The 18,038-nt window shown below is 60.1% G+C and carries 15 protein-coding genes; 4 read left to right on the top strand and 11 right to left on the bottom strand.

Translation table 11 applies throughout. The features are described from left to right. Positions 1-3: 3 nt before the first annotated feature. A complete protein-coding gene (minD, locus tag CPH89_RS01015) occupies positions 4-816 on the bottom strand; it encodes a septum site-determining protein MinD (RefSeq protein WP_003209098.1) in 813 nt (270 codons plus the stop codon). 200 nt (positions 817-1,016) lie between these two features. Next, entirely contained in the window at positions 1,017-1,754 is a 738-nt protein-coding gene (minC, locus tag CPH89_RS01010; protein WP_053257249.1) for a septum site-determining protein MinC, read from the bottom strand. 119 nt (positions 1,755-1,873) lie between these two features. On the opposite strand from minC, the gene CPH89_RS01005 reads away from it, so the two are divergent. Together CPH89_RS01005 and CPH89_RS01000 are read left to right on the top strand one after the other, a co-directional pair. After that, a complete protein-coding gene (locus CPH89_RS01005) occupies positions 1,874-2,809 on the top strand; it encodes a lipid A biosynthesis lauroyl acyltransferase (protein WP_053257248.1) in 936 nt (311 codons plus the stop codon). A 30-nt stretch (positions 2,810-2,839) separates the two neighbouring features. Then, positions 2,840-3,970, top strand: a complete 1,131-nt coding sequence (locus CPH89_RS01000) for a patatin-like phospholipase family protein (protein WP_053257247.1) — start codon at positions 2,840-2,842, stop codon at positions 3,968-3,970. 47 nt (positions 3,971-4,017) lie between these two features. On the opposite strand, the gene CPH89_RS00995 is transcribed toward CPH89_RS01000, so the two are convergent. The 8 genes from CPH89_RS00995 to puuE form a co-directional block, all read right to left on the bottom strand. Beyond that, complete coding sequence (locus CPH89_RS00995; protein WP_053257246.1) at positions 4,018-4,803, bottom strand: outer membrane protein OmpK; 786 nt, start codon at positions 4,801-4,803, stop codon at positions 4,018-4,020. Between the two features lie 15 nt (positions 4,804-4,818). Further along, positions 4,819-5,196 (bottom strand): hypothetical protein, encoded by a 378-nt coding sequence (locus CPH89_RS30050; RefSeq protein ID WP_139372142.1) that lies wholly within the window; start codon positions 5,194-5,196, stop codon positions 4,819-4,821. Positions 5,197-5,251: 55 nt separating this feature from the next. Then, complete coding sequence (locus CPH89_RS00990; RefSeq protein ID WP_053257245.1) at positions 5,252-6,598, bottom strand: nucleobase:cation symporter-2 family protein; 1,347 nt, start codon at positions 6,596-6,598, stop codon at positions 5,252-5,254. Positions 6,599-6,730: 132 nt separating this feature from the next. Then, entirely contained in the window at positions 6,731-8,032 is a 1,302-nt protein-coding gene (locus CPH89_RS00985) for a urate hydroxylase PuuD (RefSeq protein WP_053257244.1), read from the bottom strand. 50 nt (positions 8,033-8,082) lie between these two features. Next, positions 8,083-8,586, bottom strand: coding sequence for an ureidoglycolate lyase (locus CPH89_RS00980; RefSeq protein WP_017479983.1), 504 nt, complete (start codon positions 8,584-8,586; stop codon positions 8,083-8,085). A 120-nt stretch (positions 8,587-8,706) separates the two neighbouring features. Next, positions 8,707-9,702 carry an allantoicase gene (gene alc / locus CPH89_RS00975; RefSeq protein ID WP_053257243.1) on the bottom strand — a complete coding sequence of 332 codons (996 nt, stop codon included), beginning with the start codon at positions 9,700-9,702 and terminating at the stop codon, positions 8,707-8,709. A gap of 78 nt (positions 9,703-9,780) precedes the next feature. Further along, the gene (gene uraD, locus CPH89_RS00970; protein WP_053257242.1) at positions 9,781-10,296 is read right to left on the bottom strand and encodes a 2-oxo-4-hydroxy-4-carboxy-5-ureidoimidazoline decarboxylase; all 516 of its coding nucleotides are present in this window, start codon (positions 10,294-10,296) and stop codon (positions 9,781-9,783) included. Next, positions 10,293-11,219: an allantoinase PuuE gene (gene puuE, locus CPH89_RS00965; protein ID WP_053257241.1), complete on the bottom strand. Its 927-nt coding sequence runs from the start codon at positions 11,217-11,219 to the stop codon at positions 10,293-10,295. Before puuE ends, uraD begins: the two co-directional genes overlap by 4 nt. Before the next feature lie 389 nt (positions 11,220-11,608). Between puuE and uraH the strand changes: the two genes are divergently transcribed. Together uraH and CPH89_RS00955 are read left to right on the top strand one after the other, a co-directional pair. Beyond that, entirely contained in the window at positions 11,609-11,962 is a 354-nt protein-coding gene (gene uraH / locus CPH89_RS00960) for a hydroxyisourate hydrolase (RefSeq protein ID WP_053257240.1), read from the top strand. A gap of 155 nt (positions 11,963-12,117) precedes the next feature. After that, positions 12,118-17,400: a dermonecrotic toxin domain-containing protein gene (locus tag CPH89_RS00955; protein WP_053257239.1), complete on the top strand. Its 5,283-nt coding sequence runs from the start codon at positions 12,118-12,120 to the stop codon at positions 17,398-17,400. Here the strand turns inward: CPH89_RS00955 and CPH89_RS00950 are convergent. Further along, positions 17,380-18,012: a LysE family translocator gene (locus tag CPH89_RS00950; RefSeq protein ID WP_053257238.1), complete on the bottom strand. Its 633-nt coding sequence runs from the start codon at positions 18,010-18,012 to the stop codon at positions 17,380-17,382. The two genes, CPH89_RS00955 and CPH89_RS00950, sit on opposite strands and share 21 nt — an antisense overlap. Positions 18,013-18,038 lie beyond the last annotated feature (26 nt).

Below are 18,038 nucleotides of genomic sequence, written 5' to 3'. Positions count from 1 at the left end.
TGTTTAGTTGCCTCCAAAGATACGCTCGAAGAATCCCTTCTTCTTTACATCGAGGAAGCGATGTTCCACGGTCTTGCCCAGCAAGCGATCTACGGCATCGCTGTACGCCTGGCCGGCGTCGCTCTGGTCGTCAAGAATCACCGGCACGCCCTGGTTGGAGGCTTTCAGCACGGCTTGGGATTCCGGGATCACGCCCAGCAGGGTGACGGCGAGGATTTCCTTCACGTCTTCAACACCGAGCATTTCGCCGTTGCTGACGCGCTCCGGGTTGTAACGGGTGAGGAGCAGGTGTTCCTTGATCGGGTCTTCGCCTTTCTCGGCGCGCTGGGACTTGCTGGCCAGCAGGCCGAGCATGCGGTCCGAGTCACGTACCGAGGAGACTTCCGGGTTGGTGACCACGATGGCTTCATCGGCGAAGTACATCGCCAGGTGAGCACCGGTTTCGATACCGGCCGGGGAGTCGCACACCACGTATTCGAAGGTTTCTTTCAGTTCGGCGAGGACTTTGCCTACGCCTTCTTTGGTCAGTGCGTCTTTGTCGCGGGTCTGGCTGGCAGCCAGCACGTACAGGTTCTCAAGGCGCTTGTCCTTGATCAGGGCCTGTTGCAGGTTGGCTTCGCCGTTCACTACGTTGACGAAGTCATACACCACGCGGCGTTCACAGCCCATGATCAGGTCGAGGTTACGCAAACCGACGTCGAAGTCGACGATGACTGTCTTGTGGCCGCGCAGAGCGAGGCCGGTACCGATAGCGGCGCTGGTGGTGGTCTTACCCACACCACCCTTGCCGGATGTAACCACGAGAATCTTGGCCAAGGTGTTTCACCCCTAAGGAAAAAGGACTTTTCGGTCCCTGAAAAACATCTCTTGAAACTCGCTGCAGGCGGACAGCCTTTGTAGGAAAAATATGTTGTTCGCCAAAAGGAAAGCCAACTTCTAATTATTCCTACACAAGTCTTGCCGGTTTCGCTGTGCTATCAGAGTCTAGAGATGCTTGGAAAATGCGGCAGTATCCGTTAAAGACGGATGATGTTCAACACATCGCCCGACAGGCTGACTTGTACCCCGGCTCCCCACAGCGGATCACGGCGCAAATCTTCTGAAACCTTGTACTGGCCTGCGATCGACACTAGCTCAGCGGTCAACTGCTGGCAAAAAATCCGCGCTTTGGTATCGCCCTTGATGCCGGCGAGGGCACGTCCGCGCATCGGGCCGTATACATGGATGTTGCCATCGGCCAGAAGTTCCGCACCCGGACTCACCGGCGCAATCACCACGAGGTCGCCGCCCTGGGCGTAAATTTGCTGCCCGCCGCGTACGGGGGAGGTGATGATCTTTGTCGGCTTGACCGTGGGCTCCGGCGGTTTTTCCGGTTTTTTCTTCACTTCACCTTCCGTCGGGTCGAGCGGACGCTCGCGGGCACCGGAGGGTGGCAGTACTGGCAGTTCAATGGCGATTGCTGCGGCAATGTCTTCGATACGGCTGGCGCGAATCGCCAGGGTGCGCAAGCCATGGGAGCGGCACACGCGCATCAGGCCGGGCAAATCAATCGCGCCTTGGCCTGCCGGGAGTTTGTCCAGGGCCAGCACCAGTGGGGCATTGTTGAAAAAATTCGGTGCCAGGGCGACCTTGGCGGCCAGTTGGCGGTCGAGGGCGTCGAGGTCATTGCGGGCCAGCTCCAGCACGGTGATGGCGAGCATGCTGCCTTTCAGCTGGAACACGGGATCTTGGTCTAGCGGTTCGGTTTGGCTCATGGTCGGCAAAAGCGGCTTGTCACGAAAAGTGTCGAGACTTATAACGAGAACATCCACGGGCCGCAAGCCGAGTCGAACCGTTGTAGAATGCGCGGCCCTTGTCTTTACCGGAATCTGTAATGGATCGCCCGCGTTTTCGAGCTGTATTTCTTCACCCGCGTTTTTGGCTGTTATGGCTGGGACTCGGCCTGTTGTGGCTGATCACTCAGTTGCCCTACCGGGTGCTGTTGACCATTGGTCGTTTACTGGGCGCCGGCATGTACCACGTCGCCGGCGATCGCCGCCGCATCGCCGCGCGCAACCTTGAGTTGTGCTTCCCGGAAAAGTCCGCCAAGGCGCGCAAGCAGTTGCTCAAGGCAAACTTTGCGTCCACCGGCATCGCGTTTTTTGAGATGGCCATGAGCTGGTGGTGGCCCAAGTCGCGTCTGGCACGCCTGGCCCATGTCGAGGGGCTTGAGCATCTGAAGCAGGCGCATCTGGACGGCAAGGGTGTGATCCTGATGGCCCTGCATTTCACCACCCTGGAAATCGGCGCAGCCCTGCTCGGGCAGAAGCACACCATTGATGGCATGTACCGCGAGCATGGCAACCCGCTGTTCGACTTTATCCAGCGCCGTGGCCGTGAACGGCATAACCTCGATTCCCTGGCGGTCGAGCGTGACGACGTGCGTGGCATGCTCAAGTTGCTGCGCTCGGGCCGGGCCATCTGGTACGCGCCGGACCAGGACTACGGTGCCAAGCAAAGTATCTTCGTGCCGTTGTTCGGGATCCAGGCCGCTACCGTGACCGCCACCAGCAAGTTTGCGCGCCTGGGCAAGGCGCTGGTGATGCCGTTTACCCAGGAGCGCCTGGCCGATGGCAGTGGTTACCGCCTGGTGATCCACCCGCCGTTGAGCGACTTCCCTGGCGAGACCGATGAGATCGACTGCCTGCGTATCAACCAGTGGGTCGAAGCGTCGGTACGCGAGTGCCCCGAGCAATACCTGTGGACCCACCGGCGCTTCAAAAGCCGGCCACCGGGTGAGGCTAAGCTGTACGAAAAGCGCCGTCGATAACGCTACCTTTTTCCCACATGGAGTGACGCAATGCGCCCAGCCGAACCGGTCACAGGGTTGATTCTTTCCGGCGGTGGGGCGCGAGCGGCGTATCAGGTAGGGGTACTGGCGGCAATCGCCGAACTGTTGCCACCGGGGGCAGCGAATCCGTTCCCGGTGATTGTCGGCACCTCGGCCGGTGCGATCAATGCGGTGAGCCTGGCCAGCGGGGCCATGGATTTCACCGCCGCTGTCCAGCGCCTCACCGCCTTCTGGCAGGGCTTTCGCAGCCACTTGGTGTTGCGCAGCGACTGGCCAGGCGTCATCCACCAAGCCAGTCGCTTCCTCATCCACAGCCTGCTGGGCCTGGGCGCCCCAGTCCCGGTCGCACTGCTCAACAGTGCGCCGTTGCGGCATTTGCTCAACGACCGGTTGAACCTGCAGGGCATTGACGAAGCCATCCGCCAAAAACAACTGCATGCGGTGGCGGTCACGGCGTTTGGTTACGAATCCGGGCAAGCGGTGACCTTTTACCAAGGTGGCGGCACCATCAATGCCTGGCTGCGTCATCGGCGTATCGGTTTGCCAACCCAGCTGACAATCGAGCACCTGCTGGCCAGCTCGGCGATACCCTTGCTGTTTGCGCCGGTCAAACTCGACCAGGAGTTTTTCGGCGATGGCGCCGTGCGGCAGCCGGCGCCCATCAGTCCAGCGCTGCATTTGGGCGCAAACCGCGTGCTGGTGGTGGGGGTGAGTGGCAACCCAAGGGGTAATGAACCGTCGACCCAGCGCACTTACACCGGCCAGCAACCCACCCTGGCGCAGATCGGTGGGCACATGCTCAACAGCACGTTCATTGACAGCCTGGAAGGTGATATCGAACTGCTTGAGCGTCTGAATCAGTTCAGCCATGCCGCGCCTGAGTTGGCCGCGGTGGAGGTGTTGGTCATTGCGCCGAGCCAGCCGATCGATGAAATTGCGGCGCGGCATCGGCAAGAGCTGCCGGCGGCGTTGCGCCTGTTCTTGCGCGGGCCTGGGGCGACCAAGACCAGTGGGGCAGGGGTGTTGAGTTACTTGCTGTTCGAGGCCGGGTATTGCAGCGAGTTGATTGAGTTGGGGCGCAAAGATGCGTTGGCCAAGCGCGAGGACCTGTCGAAGTTCCTTGGCTTGACGCTGAACTGAAGGTGGGAGCGCGCAAGCCCGCTCCCACCGTTTGGCTACGATGTTGTTTAGAAGTGGTACTTGACCAGAAAGCTCGCGGTGTCCTGGTTCGTCTTGAACGCGCCGCTGTCTTCAATCCCGTACTTGTTCTTCCAGTAGTCGTATTCGAAACCGACATACAGTTGCTTCTCGCCCCAATGCAATGCCTTGCCCAGGTCGTATTTGACCTGTGGGTTGAAGTGCAGGTTGGCGTGGTAAGTGCCACGGGCGTTTTTGTCGTTATCCACGACCCAGTCCATGAAGCCGTCGATCAGCACGTCGGAGTTGCCGACCGGGAGGGTGTACGACCAGACGGGTGTGATCTGCCATACGCCGTCACCCGGGCGATTGCCTTCGGTCTGGCGTTGGTAGAAGTTCAACTGGAAGTAGTCGAAACCGGGAATGTTCAAGTCAAAAGCCGGGCCTAGCAGGTACGACTCGTTATCGCCTTCGCCGAACTCGTAAGTGAAGGCCAGCAACACATCTTTGATCGGGCCGAATGACAGGTCCTTGTCGAAAATCTTGCCGAATGACAAGCGCGGGCTGAACTCACCGTAGTAAGTGCTAGGGCCGACGTTGCCATCTTCCTTGCCGTTGTAAAAGATGCGGTCGACAAACAGGAAGTTGTCGCCGTACTTCCAGGCATCGGCATGTTCGAAGGTAACGGTTTGCTGGATCTGCGGGTTGACGGTGAAGTTCTTGCCCCACAGGTAAGTCAGGCTGTTGTTCTGCCACTGCAACAAATCACCGGCCACTGCCTGGCTGCCGGCCAGCAGGGATCCCGCCAGCATCAGGCCTTTGAACATAGGTTTCATTCGGTTGCTCCCGAGTTAAAGTTTTATGGTTTTTTCTTCTACGCAGACGCTCTGGTGTGGCGCCTTTTGGTTCGCTGCAAAAATCGTCTGTTCGGTCAGCTTTAATGCTTTTAGCAAGAGCTGCGCCAAGGTGTTTAAAAAGCCAAAAAATCCCCGTCGGCTGCATCGGGTGCAGTCGAATTCAGAGGGTTTTTGCACACATTGGCAGCTGCTGCGGGGCCGGGATAAGTTGGCCTTTAAGTCAGCTTTTACATTGGCTGTTTTTTTTTGAGTCGATTCGAGCGGGCGCGGAGAATACTGGCTCACAAGCCTTGGCTCAAGTGCGCTGTAAAAGAGCGCGTGGGGCAAGAATGGGGCGCGGCGTGTGGCCGGCCCCTGGTGAAGGGTGTGCATGCGGTGTTCCCTGTGCGTGATGGTTTTTGTTGTTCTTATTAAGAGCAGGCAGGAATCAATGCGTAGCGGCGACCACAGGTCGTTCAGCGCCGCCGAGAATGTTGAACAGTACATTCAGCGACAACGCGCTGAGGGTGGCCATGGCAATCCCGCTGTGGGTTATCGGGTTCATCCACAGCGGCAGTTGCGCGAAGAAATCCGGGCGCACCACCGGGATCAGGCCCATGCCGATACTCACCGCCACCAGCAACTGGTTGCGGCGGTCGGCGATGTCGGCTTCCTGCAGGATCTTGATGCCGGTCGCCGCGACCATGCCGAACATGGCAATCGCCGCACCCCCCAATACCGCCGGTGGAATCGACGCCACCAGAAACGCGGCTTTGGGCAGCAGGCTGAGCACAATCAGAAAGGCCCCGGCCATGATCGTCACTGAGCGGCAGCGCACGCCGGTCATTTGCACCAGGCCGATATTCTGGGCGAACGAGGAGTGGGTAAAGGTGTTGAAGAACCCGGCGAAGAACGACGCGCCGGCATCACACAACAAGCCACGGCGCAGCATCTTCGGCGTGACGTCCTGGCCGGTAATCTTGCCCAGGGCGAGGAACATGCCGGTGGATTCGACAAAGATGATCACCACCACCAGGCACATCGACAGGATCGGCGCCAACTCGAATTTGGGCAGGCCGAAATGCAGCGGCGTCACCACTTGCACCCACGGTGCCTGGGCCAGGCCGCTGAGGTCGACCATGCCGATCATGCCGCACAGGCCGTAGCCGAGGGCCATGCCGATCAGCACCGAAATATTCACCCAGAAGCCGCGCATGAAGCGGTTGATCAGCAGGATGGTCGCCAGCACCAACGCGGCAATCGCCAGATAAATCGGCGAGCCATAGGAGGCGGCAGCGCTGCCGCCGCCGGCCCAGTTCACCGCCACTGGAAACAGCGACAGACCGATCGCAGTGATGACGGTGCCGGTGACCAACGGTGGAAAAAAGCGCACAACCTTCGACATGAACGGCGCGATGACAAGGCCGAAGAACCCGGCGGCGATGGTCGCGCCGAAGATGCCCTGCAAGCCGATCCCCGGCATGCCGGCCATGGCGACCATGCTGCCGACGGCGGCGAAACTGGCGCCCATCATCACCGGCATGCGAATGCCTACAGGGCCGATGCCGAACGACTGCACCAGGGTGGCGATACCGGCGACGAGCAGGTCGGCGTTGATCAGAAAGGCGATTTCTTCACGGCTCAGGCCGGCGGCCTGGCCAATGATCAGGGGGACGGCGACGGCGCCGCCGTACATCAGCAAGACGTGTTGCAGGCCTACCAGAATCAGTTGCAAGAGGGGCAGCCGCACCATGGCGGGTGCGGCGGGAATCTGCGGTTCGACTAACTCGGTCATGCAACACCTCGAATCTTTTTATTGTTGTGTTGTTCGGCATTCAATTGCCGGGTGGAACGCAATCTTCAAAGCACCACAAATCCCCTGTGGGAGGGAGCAAGCCCCTTCCCACATTGGAGCGCTGTGCATCAGTTAATTGGTGCGCGCCCCCTGGTTGATCCAGGTGCCGATCAAATCCCGTTCCTGCTGGGTCATCTGGGTGATGTTGCCCAGCGGCATGATCTGGCTGGCCACGGCCTGCGCTTGAATACGCGCCGCCTGCTGCTGGATCTGCGCCGGGGTGTCGAACATCACCCCAGCCGGTGCGGTGCTGAACAACGGGCTGGTGGGCTTGGCCGAATGGCACACCGCGCAGCGTTCCTGAATCACCCCATGCACCTTGTCGAAATCAACCGATGCCTGCGCGGGCGCAGGTGCAGCGGCAGGCGCTGCGGGGGCTGCCGGTGCGGCAGGTTTCAAGCCGCCACCCAAGGCGGTTTCCGGCAATGGCTGGTATTCGATCGCGGCAGGCGCCTTGGCCACATCCGGTGCAGTCGCCACGGGTTTCGGGCCAGTCACGTACGCCAGGCAAATCATCGCCAACGCGCCAACCGGCAAGGTCCAGGCATATTTCTGGCTGTTGTGGCGGGTGTTGAAGTAGTGACGCACCAACACGGCCGCCACGGCGATACCGGCGAGGATCAGCCAGTTGTATTGGCTGCCATAGGTGCTCGGGAAGTGGTTGCTGATCATGATGAACAGCACCGGCAAGGTGAAGTAGTTGTTGTGACGCGAACGCAACAGGCCCTTGGCCGGCAGCGCCGGATCGGGTGTGCGGTTCTCCGCGATCGCCGCCACCAGTGCGCGCTGCGCGGGCATGATGATGCGGAACACGTTACCGACCATGATGGTGCCGATCACGGCGCCCACATGCAGGTACGCACCACGGCCGCTGAACACTTTGCTGAAGCCGTATGCGGCGGCAATCAACAGCACGAACAGGATCAGGCCGAGCAGGGCGGGGCGCTTGCCCAGTGCCGAATCGCAGAGAAAGGAGTAGATGAACCAACCAGCCAGCAGTGAGCCGAGGCCCAGCAATACACCTTCCGGACCGCTGAGGCTGCTGCCCGGGGCCAGCAGGTACAAGGTCGGGTTGGCGTAAAACACCACGCACAGCAGCGCGATGCCGGACATCCAGGTGAAATAGGCTTCCCATTTGAACCAGTGCAGGTTGTCCGGCATGGTCGGCGGGGCCAGTTTGTATTTCTCCAGGTGGTAGATACCGCCACCGTGGATCGCCCACAAGTCGCCGGCCAGGCCGTCCTTGGGGTTGACGCGATTGAGGTTGTTTTCCAGCCAGACGAAGTAGAAAGAAGCGCCGATCCACGCGACGCCGGTGATCATGTGAACCCAGCGCACGCTCAGGTTCAGCCATTCCATCAAATGTGCTTCCACAGTCTTTACCTCTCGCCTGTCACTCTGTTGTCGAGTGATCAGACCTTCTCTTATTGGTGGGGGGCGAGGATCAAACGCTCATCCTCTTTGAAAAAATGCTCATCGCAGTTATTGCCTGTGCCACTGCGATCAACCACCAGGAAGTCATCCCGCTTTTCGATCGTCAGCACCGGGTGGTGCCAGACGCCGCGATGGTAATTAATGCCCTGCCTGCCGTTGGTAACGAAGGCGCGGACCAAGCCCGATACAGGTTCATCGCCAAGTGGCGCGACCACGATCAGAAAGGGGTTGCCGAGCAGCGGTATAAAAGCCTGGCTGCCCAGCGGGTGTCTCTCCAGCATGCACACGGTCAATGGCATGTCCTGCGCGTCGGCGCGGAAGATGCTGATGATGGCGTTATCTTCCGGCGTCGCGGTTTGCACCGTCGCCAGTTTATGAAAGCGCATGGTCGACCCGTTGTTGATCATGAAGTGATCGCTGCCATCGGTTTCGATAACGTCTCCGAAAGGGGCGAAGGCTTCTTTGGTCAGGGGTTCGATCATCAGTGTGCGCATGGCTGTCTTCTTATCCGGATTCTGTGTTGTTTGTTCTGGCGCCTTTGCGAGCAGGCCCGCCCCCACATTTGGAATGCATTCCCCTGTGGGAGCGGGCTTGCTCGCGAATGGCATCACCGCTTACTTCGAAACCTTGCCCAAAACCCGCAGGCGGCTCACACCCCCATCCGGGAACACATTCAAACGAATGTGAGTGATCGGGCCCAATGCCTTGATCTGCTCGGCGAAGGTGTGTTCAGCGTGCATCTCCAGTTTCTGCGCCGGCAGCAGTTCGCGCCAGAACAGCGATTGGGTTTCGATCTGGCTGTCGGTGCCGCCCTTCACGAATGCGCCCTGGATCGAGCAGGTGTCGGGGTAGTTGCCCTTGAAATGCAGGGTGTCGACGATGATCTTCTCGATTTCACCCGGATGGCCCAGGGCGACGATCACCCAGTCATTGCCCGGTGTACGCCGACGCGCGGTTTCCCAGCCGTCGCCCATGTTGATGCCGCGGCCCGGGTTGAGGATGTTGCTCATGCGCCCGAAGTGTTCGTCGGAACAGGCCAGCGCACGACCGCCGTTCAAGGCGGCGGCCAGGTCGACTTGCTCGTTGTCACCCACCGACGACCAGTCGCGGAACGGCACACCGTACACACGCAGGCGGGCCACGCCGCCATCCGGGTAGATGTTGAAGCGCAGGTGGCTGAAGGCCTGGTCGTTGTTGATCTCGTGGTAGTGGTGGCTGTTGCCTTGCAGCTCGACGGCCGAGAGCACTTCCACCCACTGGGTGTTTTCGTCAGGATCGCCCGAGGCCAGGAAGCAGGCTTCCAGGGAGGCCGATGGCGGGAAGTTGCCGGTGAAGAATGAAGTGTCGATGTCCACGCCTTTGATCGAGCCCGCAACGCCCAGGCGGATCACCGCGCTGTCGTAGCCTTCAAAGCGCTTGCGGCGCGACTCCCAGCCGTCCATCCACTTGCCGTTGTCATCGAAAACGCCCTCCTTCCACACGGCCGGAGTCGGCTGGAACAGGCGGTTGGCGTCAGCGAACCAGTCATCGGTCACCGACAGAATCTTGGTGCCCAGACGGGCGTCGGCCAGGTTGACGAACTTCTCGAAAGGTACGGCGTAAGCTTTCATTCTTCTTGTCTGCCTTGAGTTAAGTGGCTTGGGATGCTCGCCAGGCCCTGGGCGTCATGAGCGCTCGGGCCAGGTCTGCTAAAGGGTCAGTAATCGGAACAACGCGATTTTATTGATCTCGGCCAGCGCGCATTGGAACTCGGTGTCTGCCGTGTTGTGAATGCGCGTTTCGAACGCAGCCAGGATCTGATGCCGGTTGCTGCCTTTTACCGCCATGATGAAGGGAAACTTGAACTTGGCTTTGTAAGCCTCGTTCAGCTCGGTGAAGCGCGAAAACTCGTCGCTCGAGCATTGGTGAATACCGGCGCCAGCTTGTTCATTCGTGCTGGCTTCGGTCAACTCGCCCTGGACGGCGGCTTTGCCGGCCAGGTCCGGGTGAGCGTTGATCAGCGCCAGTTGGCGGGCATGATCGGCACTCAACAGGATGTCGCTCATGCGCTGGTGCAGGGTTTCGATCTCATTGATCGAGGCGTCCTGGCCCAGGTCGAAAGCCTTCTCGGCTACCCATGGCGAATGTTCGTAGATGTCGGCGAAGGCGTTGATGAATTCATCGCGGCTCAGGGTCGCCGGCTTCAAGGTTTGGAACGCAGTCATTTCGCCGCTCCCGTATACGGATGGGTGGCGTGCCAGTGACGGGCAATGTCGACTCGGCGAGTGAACCACACCTGTTCGTGACTTTTGGCGTACTCGATAAACCGCTGCAGAGCGGCCAGGCGGGCAGGGCGGCCGATCAGGCGGCAATGCAGGCCGATGGAAAGCATTTTCGGCGCTTCGGCGCCTTCGGCATAGAGCACGTCGAAGGCGTCTTTGAGGTACTCGAAAAAGTCGTCGCCCTTGTTGAAACCCTGGACCTGGGTGAAGCGCATGTCATTGGTGTCCAGGGTGTAGGGAATCACCAGGTGCGGCTTGCCGGTGGGGTTGTTCGGTTCCCAGTAGGGCAGGTCGTCGTCATAGGTGTCGCAGTCATAGAGGAAACCGCCTTCCTCCATCACCAGCCGCCGTGTGTTCGGGCCGGTGCGGCCGGTGTACCAGCCCAGTGGGCGTTCGCCGGTCAGTTCGGTGAGGATGCGGATGGCTTCGAGCATGTGCTCGCGCTCCTGGGCCTCGTCCATGTATTGGTAGTCGATCCAGCGATAGCCGTGGCTGCAGATCTCGTGACCGGCAGCGACCATCGCGCGGATCACATCCGGGTGGCGCTGGGCGGCCATGGCCACGGCGAAGATGGTCAGCGGGATATCGAAGGCTTTGAACAACTTGAGGATGCGCCACACACCGGCACGGCTGCCGTACTCGTACAGCGACTCCATGCTCATGTTGCGCTCGCCTTGCAGCGGTTGGGCCGAGACCATTTCCGAGAGGAAGGCTTCGGACTCTTTGTCACCGTGCAAAATATTGCGCTCGCCGCCTTCTTCGTAGTTCAGTACAAAAGACAACGCGATGCGCGCCTTGCCCGGCCAGTGTGGGTGAGGAGGGTTACTGCCGTAACCGATCAGGTCGCGTGGGTAGTCAGCGCTCACTGCAGTCTTCCTTCTTGTGCGTGGTAGCGGTGTGTGTGGCGGCCGGGCAGTGAAAAGACTGGGTGGCGTCACAGCGATGAGTGATTGTATACAACTTATCGCGAACTTTGTAAGCCCGCATTTCTGCATTTTTTCTGCAGCGTGCGGTGAATAGGGCTTAGCAAGAAACTTGCCTAACTGGTCAGCTAATGGACAAAAGGTCGTTTGAAAGCAAGGATTACCCATCAATTGCCTTGCCGATTAAGCCAGCCGGGAGGATCGCAGGGTTTGTGATTTTTATTGTGTACAATTTTTTTAAAAAGTGTCTTAATCAGCCATCGCCGGCTTTTTCGATGCCCTGAAAAAGTGCAGGTTTCTCTTCAACTGACTTCAGGAGGCACGTAGACGCCATGGGACGTTTGACCACACACGTTTTGGACGCCGCACACGGCTGCCCCGGCAATCACATCAAGGTCGAGCTGTACCGCGTCCAAGGCGCGCAGCTGGAACTGGTCGCCACCGCCACGACTAACAGCGACGGCCGTTGTGATGCACCGTTGCTGCAAGGCGACAATTACGTCAGCGGTGTCTACCAGCTGCAATTCAACGCCGGCGATTACTACCGCGCCCGTGGCGTGCAATTGCCTGACCCCGCGTTCCTCGACGTGGTGGTGCTGCGCTTCGGCATCAGTGCCGAACAGGACCACTACCACGTGCCACTGCTGATTTCGCCTTACAGCTACTCCACCTATCGCGGTAGTTGAGCGTCACCTCGCTTCACACCCCCAAAGCTCTTCGTTGGTTTTTCGCCCGCCCACACTGCGGGCTTTTTTTTGCGCGTTGCGCGTTCAATTATCTAGTGCCTTTTGAATGCCGGTGATCCCTAGGCTGGGTCTTTTCCTCTTAGAGAAGAAAACCCATGACCTCGTCCCCCGACCACCTGGGCGTAATCCCCACTCCTGACCTTGCCGATACTGCCGACACTGCTGAAACGGCGTGGCAGGTTATTCGCGAGCAGTTGAGACGGCGGATTAATGCTGATGCCCATCCCAGCCGGCTGATCAATCAAATCGCTCTTGCCGATTGGCGTTGCCGTGCGTCGACACGGGCACTTACACGCCTGCTGGGGCACTCGCCAAAAATCTTGACGGTAATCCGCACCGAGCTGCGCAACGCCTTCGAGATTGACCCGGACAGCCTGCTGTTTACCGTGCCCAAGTTGCCAGCGTCACCGAGTGTGCCCGAGCATGTCGACAGCTTGACTGATCGGGCATTGTTGTTGCTGGTGCTGCCTTCGGTGCCGATCAACGTCAATCAATTCACCGGCCTGAGCGTCAAAGGCGAGCCGAATCGTCGGTTGCCCTATACACCGCTGGACGTACTGGAGCGCGTTATCGCGTTGCGCCTGTTTGATCGGCTGGCCCGTGCGCACACTGACTACTGGGCCACCCTGGTGCAGGGTGGGTGGCTCACGCGCCGTGAGCGTTGGGTTGAGTTGCACGCTCAACTCTTTGCTGACCGGGCCTTTATCGCGCGGCAACTGGATGAGTTATCGAGTCGCGGCATGGCCGTGGTCCAGGCTGTGATCGATGCCCCGACCGCTGAGGCGCGCCAACGTGCAGGTGGCAGCTGGGCCTGCGTGCGCGTGGGCCAGATGATGTGGCCTGGCACGCCTGCGGTTGCGATCCCCGGCGCATTACATTTTTTTCGCGAGGGCAACCCCGACGATGCGCCGCACGTGATTTACCTGCCGGGTGTCGCGCGCAACTTCTATGAATACCCCTCGTTCGTCGCGCTTCAATGTGGCGTACTGGAGCTGAACCGGTCGCTGTTCCATGACCTCTGGCTTTGCTTGCCGTTAAGTCGCCGCAATGCCTTGTGCCAGCCTGCCGACTTGTCCCCGGCGTCCAGTGTTTTGCGTGGCCTGACGGTCACCGGCGATGCGTTGGCACTCAGCGCGCAGGCGCTGCTCAGTGAGCAATGGGGAAACGAATTGGCCTGCGCCGTAATGATCAATCACGACCATGTGTTTTCGACACAACGGCCTCGGCCACCACCGCTCACGGCGGGCCCTTTTCTCGCGCACGTAGAGAGCACCAGGAAGCGGTTGGTCGGCAGCGCTCGGCTCGGTGTGCTGGGTAATCAAATGCTCACGTGGGACCAGCAGCGACGGCGCGCAGAAATTATCTTTGCCAGTACCGCGTCCGGCTTGCCGCTGCGGACTGCAGAGCAGCAGATCAAACGGTACGAAAAAGCGCTGGTTGCACTGCTCGATCCGCAGGACCCCAGCGCCGAAACGCCCGCGTATCAGCAACTCATGGCGCTGCTAAGCCACCTCAAGGTGCAGGCCCAGGCGTTGAAGACGTTGACGCAGGGTGCACAGCAGCGACTGCTGGAGGTGGCGTTCTGGACGGAGCGCCCCGGTGGGGCCGGGACACCCAGGCGTGGCACCCTGTTCATGACGGCGCAGACCGAGGCACTGCGTTGTGAGGTCCAGTTGCAGCATCGGCTCAAGTTGCTCAGCACCGCTCATCGCGACCTGATAATCGAAGTGCTGGAGCAGCCGTTAGCGGCGAAACGCCTGGGCAGCCAAACCCAGGTGTTGTCGATCGCGGTGGGCAGCGATCCCGACGCCTTCTACCCACTCCATAACGTGTGGGTGGTGACCACCGCCGCAGCAGTGCGGGTTCCGACCCGCCAGCATCCGGTGGTGTTGTATGCGTTCGGGGCAGAGGGCGGGGTGCTGGGGTTTTCCGGATTGGAGGCCTTGACCCTTAGCGTCAAGGCGAGCCTGAGCAGTCGTGACGACTCGGTGCTGTGGGGCGGTGTCGAGCGCGATAAGCGTAACGACTTACGCGCCCATGCGCTGCGGGACAGCTTGTCGGTGCGCTACGTCCCCATCAATGGCAAGCCTGCGCTGGCAGCGCTGCAGAAAATGCTGGGGTCCTTTGATCGCTTGTACAAAAGCACCGAGGACATCACGCGGCTTTTCAGTGAGGTGAAGGATGCCGAACTGAGTCGCGCGCTGCTGTTGGTCGAGCTGAAAGAACAGCTGAAGGTGCCTGCCAATAGCGCTTTGGCACACGCCCTCGCCAATATTGAGCTGCTGCTCAAGACCGCCTCTGAAGCGAAAAAGCTGCCGACATGGCTGGCGGGCGCAACGCGCACCCAACGTAGGCACTTCAAACGTTCGCAGCGCCGTTACCTGAGCGGTGCCTTCGCCTATCAAGCCCGGCTTGAACAGCATCTGCCTGGCCTGGAAACGTTTGCACGCTGCGCCTTGAACGCCCGTTTGAGCGAGGACGCCATCTCCCCGCCGCTGGATATCGACCAGCCCTTTATTGATATGCCCGATGATGTTCACGGCAGCTATTGTGGGGGCACAAGCGCCTGCCCCGTGGGCGATCGCAACATAATATTGACCCCAAGCGCGACGCGTACAACCTTTAGTCTGCTGCAACTGGTGCTGCACAACCTGGACCCACTGGCGCCCTGGACACGGTGGCGATTGAGTCGCGCGCGTTTTCTGCAACCTGAGCGCAAACCACCGCTGGGTGCCGATTACCTGATCCGCATGGTGTCCTCGCTGGATATCGGTGGCCAATACGACGCCTTGATCAAGCAGACGTTTTACCCGCGGCTTGGCATCGACGACACGCTCAGTCAGGGGCGCATTCCCGCGTTATTGAATCGCGCATTGCACGCGGGCTTTGCGCACCATCTGCGTTGCGCAACACACGCGGGGCTCACGGCACCGGCACAACGGGTGTTCAGCACGGCGATGGCGGCTCGAACAGCGCAGGACCTGCTGAAAAACCAGCATGAGTTGCAACTGTACGTGGTTCATCTGGTGGGGCACACGATGCAGCACGATCGCTACATCGCCGGGATAGTGCTGGTGCACGACAAGCGCTCCGGGCGGTGTGTTAGCTATTGGCCCCAGGCCACCACGCCAGCGTTGATCCTCACTGAATACAGCAGCCTGCAACAGGCCCATGATGCGTTGAACCGTATCGGCGCATTGCCCGATAACGCCAAGGCACTGGCGCGGCAGGTCGCCCCTGGCTGGGCGTTTGAGGCCATCACCCACCATCCGGGGCGCGTCGACAGGCTCGATCAGGCCCTTAACAGCCTGGAGCTGTCACCCACTGCTTTCATGCTCAAAGGGGTTTGGCACGGGCGCGAGTTTATTCGTTCATTCAGCGTCAAGCATCTGGAGCCGACGGCGTTGGCTGATGAGATCGAAAAGCAAACCCTTGAGCAGCTTGCCAGTGATCCGCAGCACGGCTTGGCACTGGTTGCCACCTCGCACTTCAACGCCCAGGCATTGCTGTACCACGCCAGCGTGCTTGAACTGCAACGTCGGACCCAGGCTGCGAGTCATTCCGGTAAAGCCCTTGACGCCTATCGAGCCCGTCGTCTTGGCGAGCAAAGCGATGCGACCCAGCGCAGGTTGGTGGCTTTTTTCAACCCATTAGTCGGGATGTTCAATGACTTCTATGAGTTGCTGTTGGCCGCGCGGCGTTATCACCGTTTCGGCGACCCGCACGATGCCATCGATGTGGGCTTTATGAGTGCCTTTCTGGCGATCGACGTGTTAGCGAACTTTATACCCGGCCCCAAGCCTGCGAGCGGTAGTGCGACGCGCATGACGCGGCCGGCACTGCGCCCGGCCCTGGGGCGGATACACCGATTGCGTATGACCACACACGAGATTTCGCGCTCTGCGCCGTCAACGGTGCCTCAACTCCAAGCCATCGCGCCATTTAGAACCAAGGGTATCCCGCAGGGCGCCGTAGCGTTGAAAGGGGTGGGGGAGAACGCAGTTCAGGTGAAAAATGGCGAGACCTTTGTCGCAGATGACACCCACCATTACCCGCTCTACCGGCGTGGCGACGAACAGGTGTTTCGTCTGAAAAACACGCAGGCGCCGGGTCAGGACGAACTGATCTTGAACATCCACCAGCCGCGGGAATGGCTGCTCGGTGCCGATAGGCCACAGCCGGTCGCGGGAACCCGTTCAGCGCTGCTCAACCCGTGGCATGCGCCGGTGTCGGCGGCGCCGGACTGGCGCCCCCCGATTGTGCGTTCGGCGACGGAAAGCAGGATTCTTCACTCATCCGCGACCGCGACCCATTGGGTCAGTTGGCGGATGGACATTGAGGTCAATCCGCAATTGAGCTCCCCGGCGCCAGGCGTGTTTCATATCCCCAGGGATGCTCGGGAGTTTGCCTACAATGTGCTGCGCGTGGCCCCGCCGAATACCCAACTGACCGATCCGCTCAGTGTTTATTACAGGTTGCTCCCCGAGGGCGGGCAGGCGCCGTTGAACCGTATCGTGTTTATTCACCGCAATGAGCAACTGGTTTCACTGGCCCGCGTCGATATTGAGCGTTGGACCAGCACGGCACTGGCTGAGCAGCCCCTGCCTGTGTCACGTACCTCAGCGGGGCGCTGGCAGGTGCATGCCCCCCTGTTCGACAGGCCGTTGCCAATGTATGTGGCGCAGGCGTTCCCAACCATGACCAGCAAAAGCCGAGAATTTACCGTTGCGAGGATACTTGAGTTATCAGGCCCGGAGCGCCCTGCAACGGCCAGTCACCTGCTCAACATGCGCGCGACGCTGGACGATTGGCTACCCGCGGCGCCCGCACGAGCGGGCCAGACGGATGATCTGCTCAGGATGCTACGGTCCAGTGAGACACGGACCGATTACCTGCATGTCGGTTACGAGGGCGCAGCGCCAGGCTTCACGCGTGTCGACTTCACACCGCCCGTCCCTTTGGAATCAAGGCTGCAGCGCGGGGGCAGATCCGTTGCGCGAGACCGCCAGGCCGTGCAGCGAGCGGCCGTCAAAAGCGTGCTGGAACAGCAGGGCTTCACGCTCCGGGTACTTGAAGGCGTACGTTACGCAAGAGCCACAGAGGAATTGGTGGCCATTCATCCCACTGCGCCAAACCGGCTCTATTACGTGGCTTACCAGTGGGTTGAGAAAGGGGGGATTTATATGGGCACCCGCTTTAAACACCGTTGGTTCAACGCACTCAGGCCCGGCGTGACCAGCGTGAGGTTGTCAGCCGAGGTCAGCAGTGCGCTGCGTGAGCAGCGCCTGGTTCGGATCATGGCGGGTATTCAGTGGCCGGACTGGAAGGACAAAGCGCCCTCCGTTTACTTCATTAAATTAAACCCTCGCGTTGAGTAACGACACCGCGCCGGCGCAACTGAACAAGGCGGCGCTGACCCGGTTGAACGCACTCTGGCCCGAGCCGCTGCGCAAATACCGCGCAGCACCATGGGCGCCCAGGCCGTAGGTCAGCTTGCAGAGCAGGTCGAGCACGGCCCAAGTGGCGATCATGACCAGCAACTGGGGCAAAAACGCCTGCTGGCTGTTGAGAAATTGCGGCAGGAAGGCCGCAAAAAACAGGATGTCCTTGGGGTTGCTGGCGCCCAGCACAAAGGCACGGCCAAACAGTGCGCTGAAACGTGGCACTGCTGGTGCTTGCGGGACGTCGGCAGCGCGGGCCGGTTGCCGTGATTGCTGCCAGCTTTGCCAGGCGAGATAAAACAGGTAAAGCGCACCGACGATCTTCAAGGCACTGAACAACTGCTCCGAGGCCAGTAACAAAGCGCCCAAGCCGAGCGCCGAAGCACTCAACAAGCAAATCGAGGCAAACACCCCACCCAGAAACGCCGGGTACGAGCGGCGCAGGCCGTAGTTGAGGCTGTTGCTGATCATCAGCAGCGACAGCGGGCCGGGAATCAGGATCACGATCAAAGCAGCGCCGCTGAACAGCAGCCAGGTTTCCAGGGTCATTTACAGTCCTCCACTCGTGCAAAAGC

Origin of the sequence: Pseudomonas fluorescens (genome assembly GCF_900215245.1) — a bacterium.
GTDB classification, from domain to species: Bacteria; Pseudomonadota; Gammaproteobacteria; order Pseudomonadales; family Pseudomonadaceae; genus Aquipseudomonas; species Aquipseudomonas fluorescens.
Note: the sequence above shows the minus strand (reverse complement) of the source record. Positions and strands in the feature narration are given on the sequence as shown.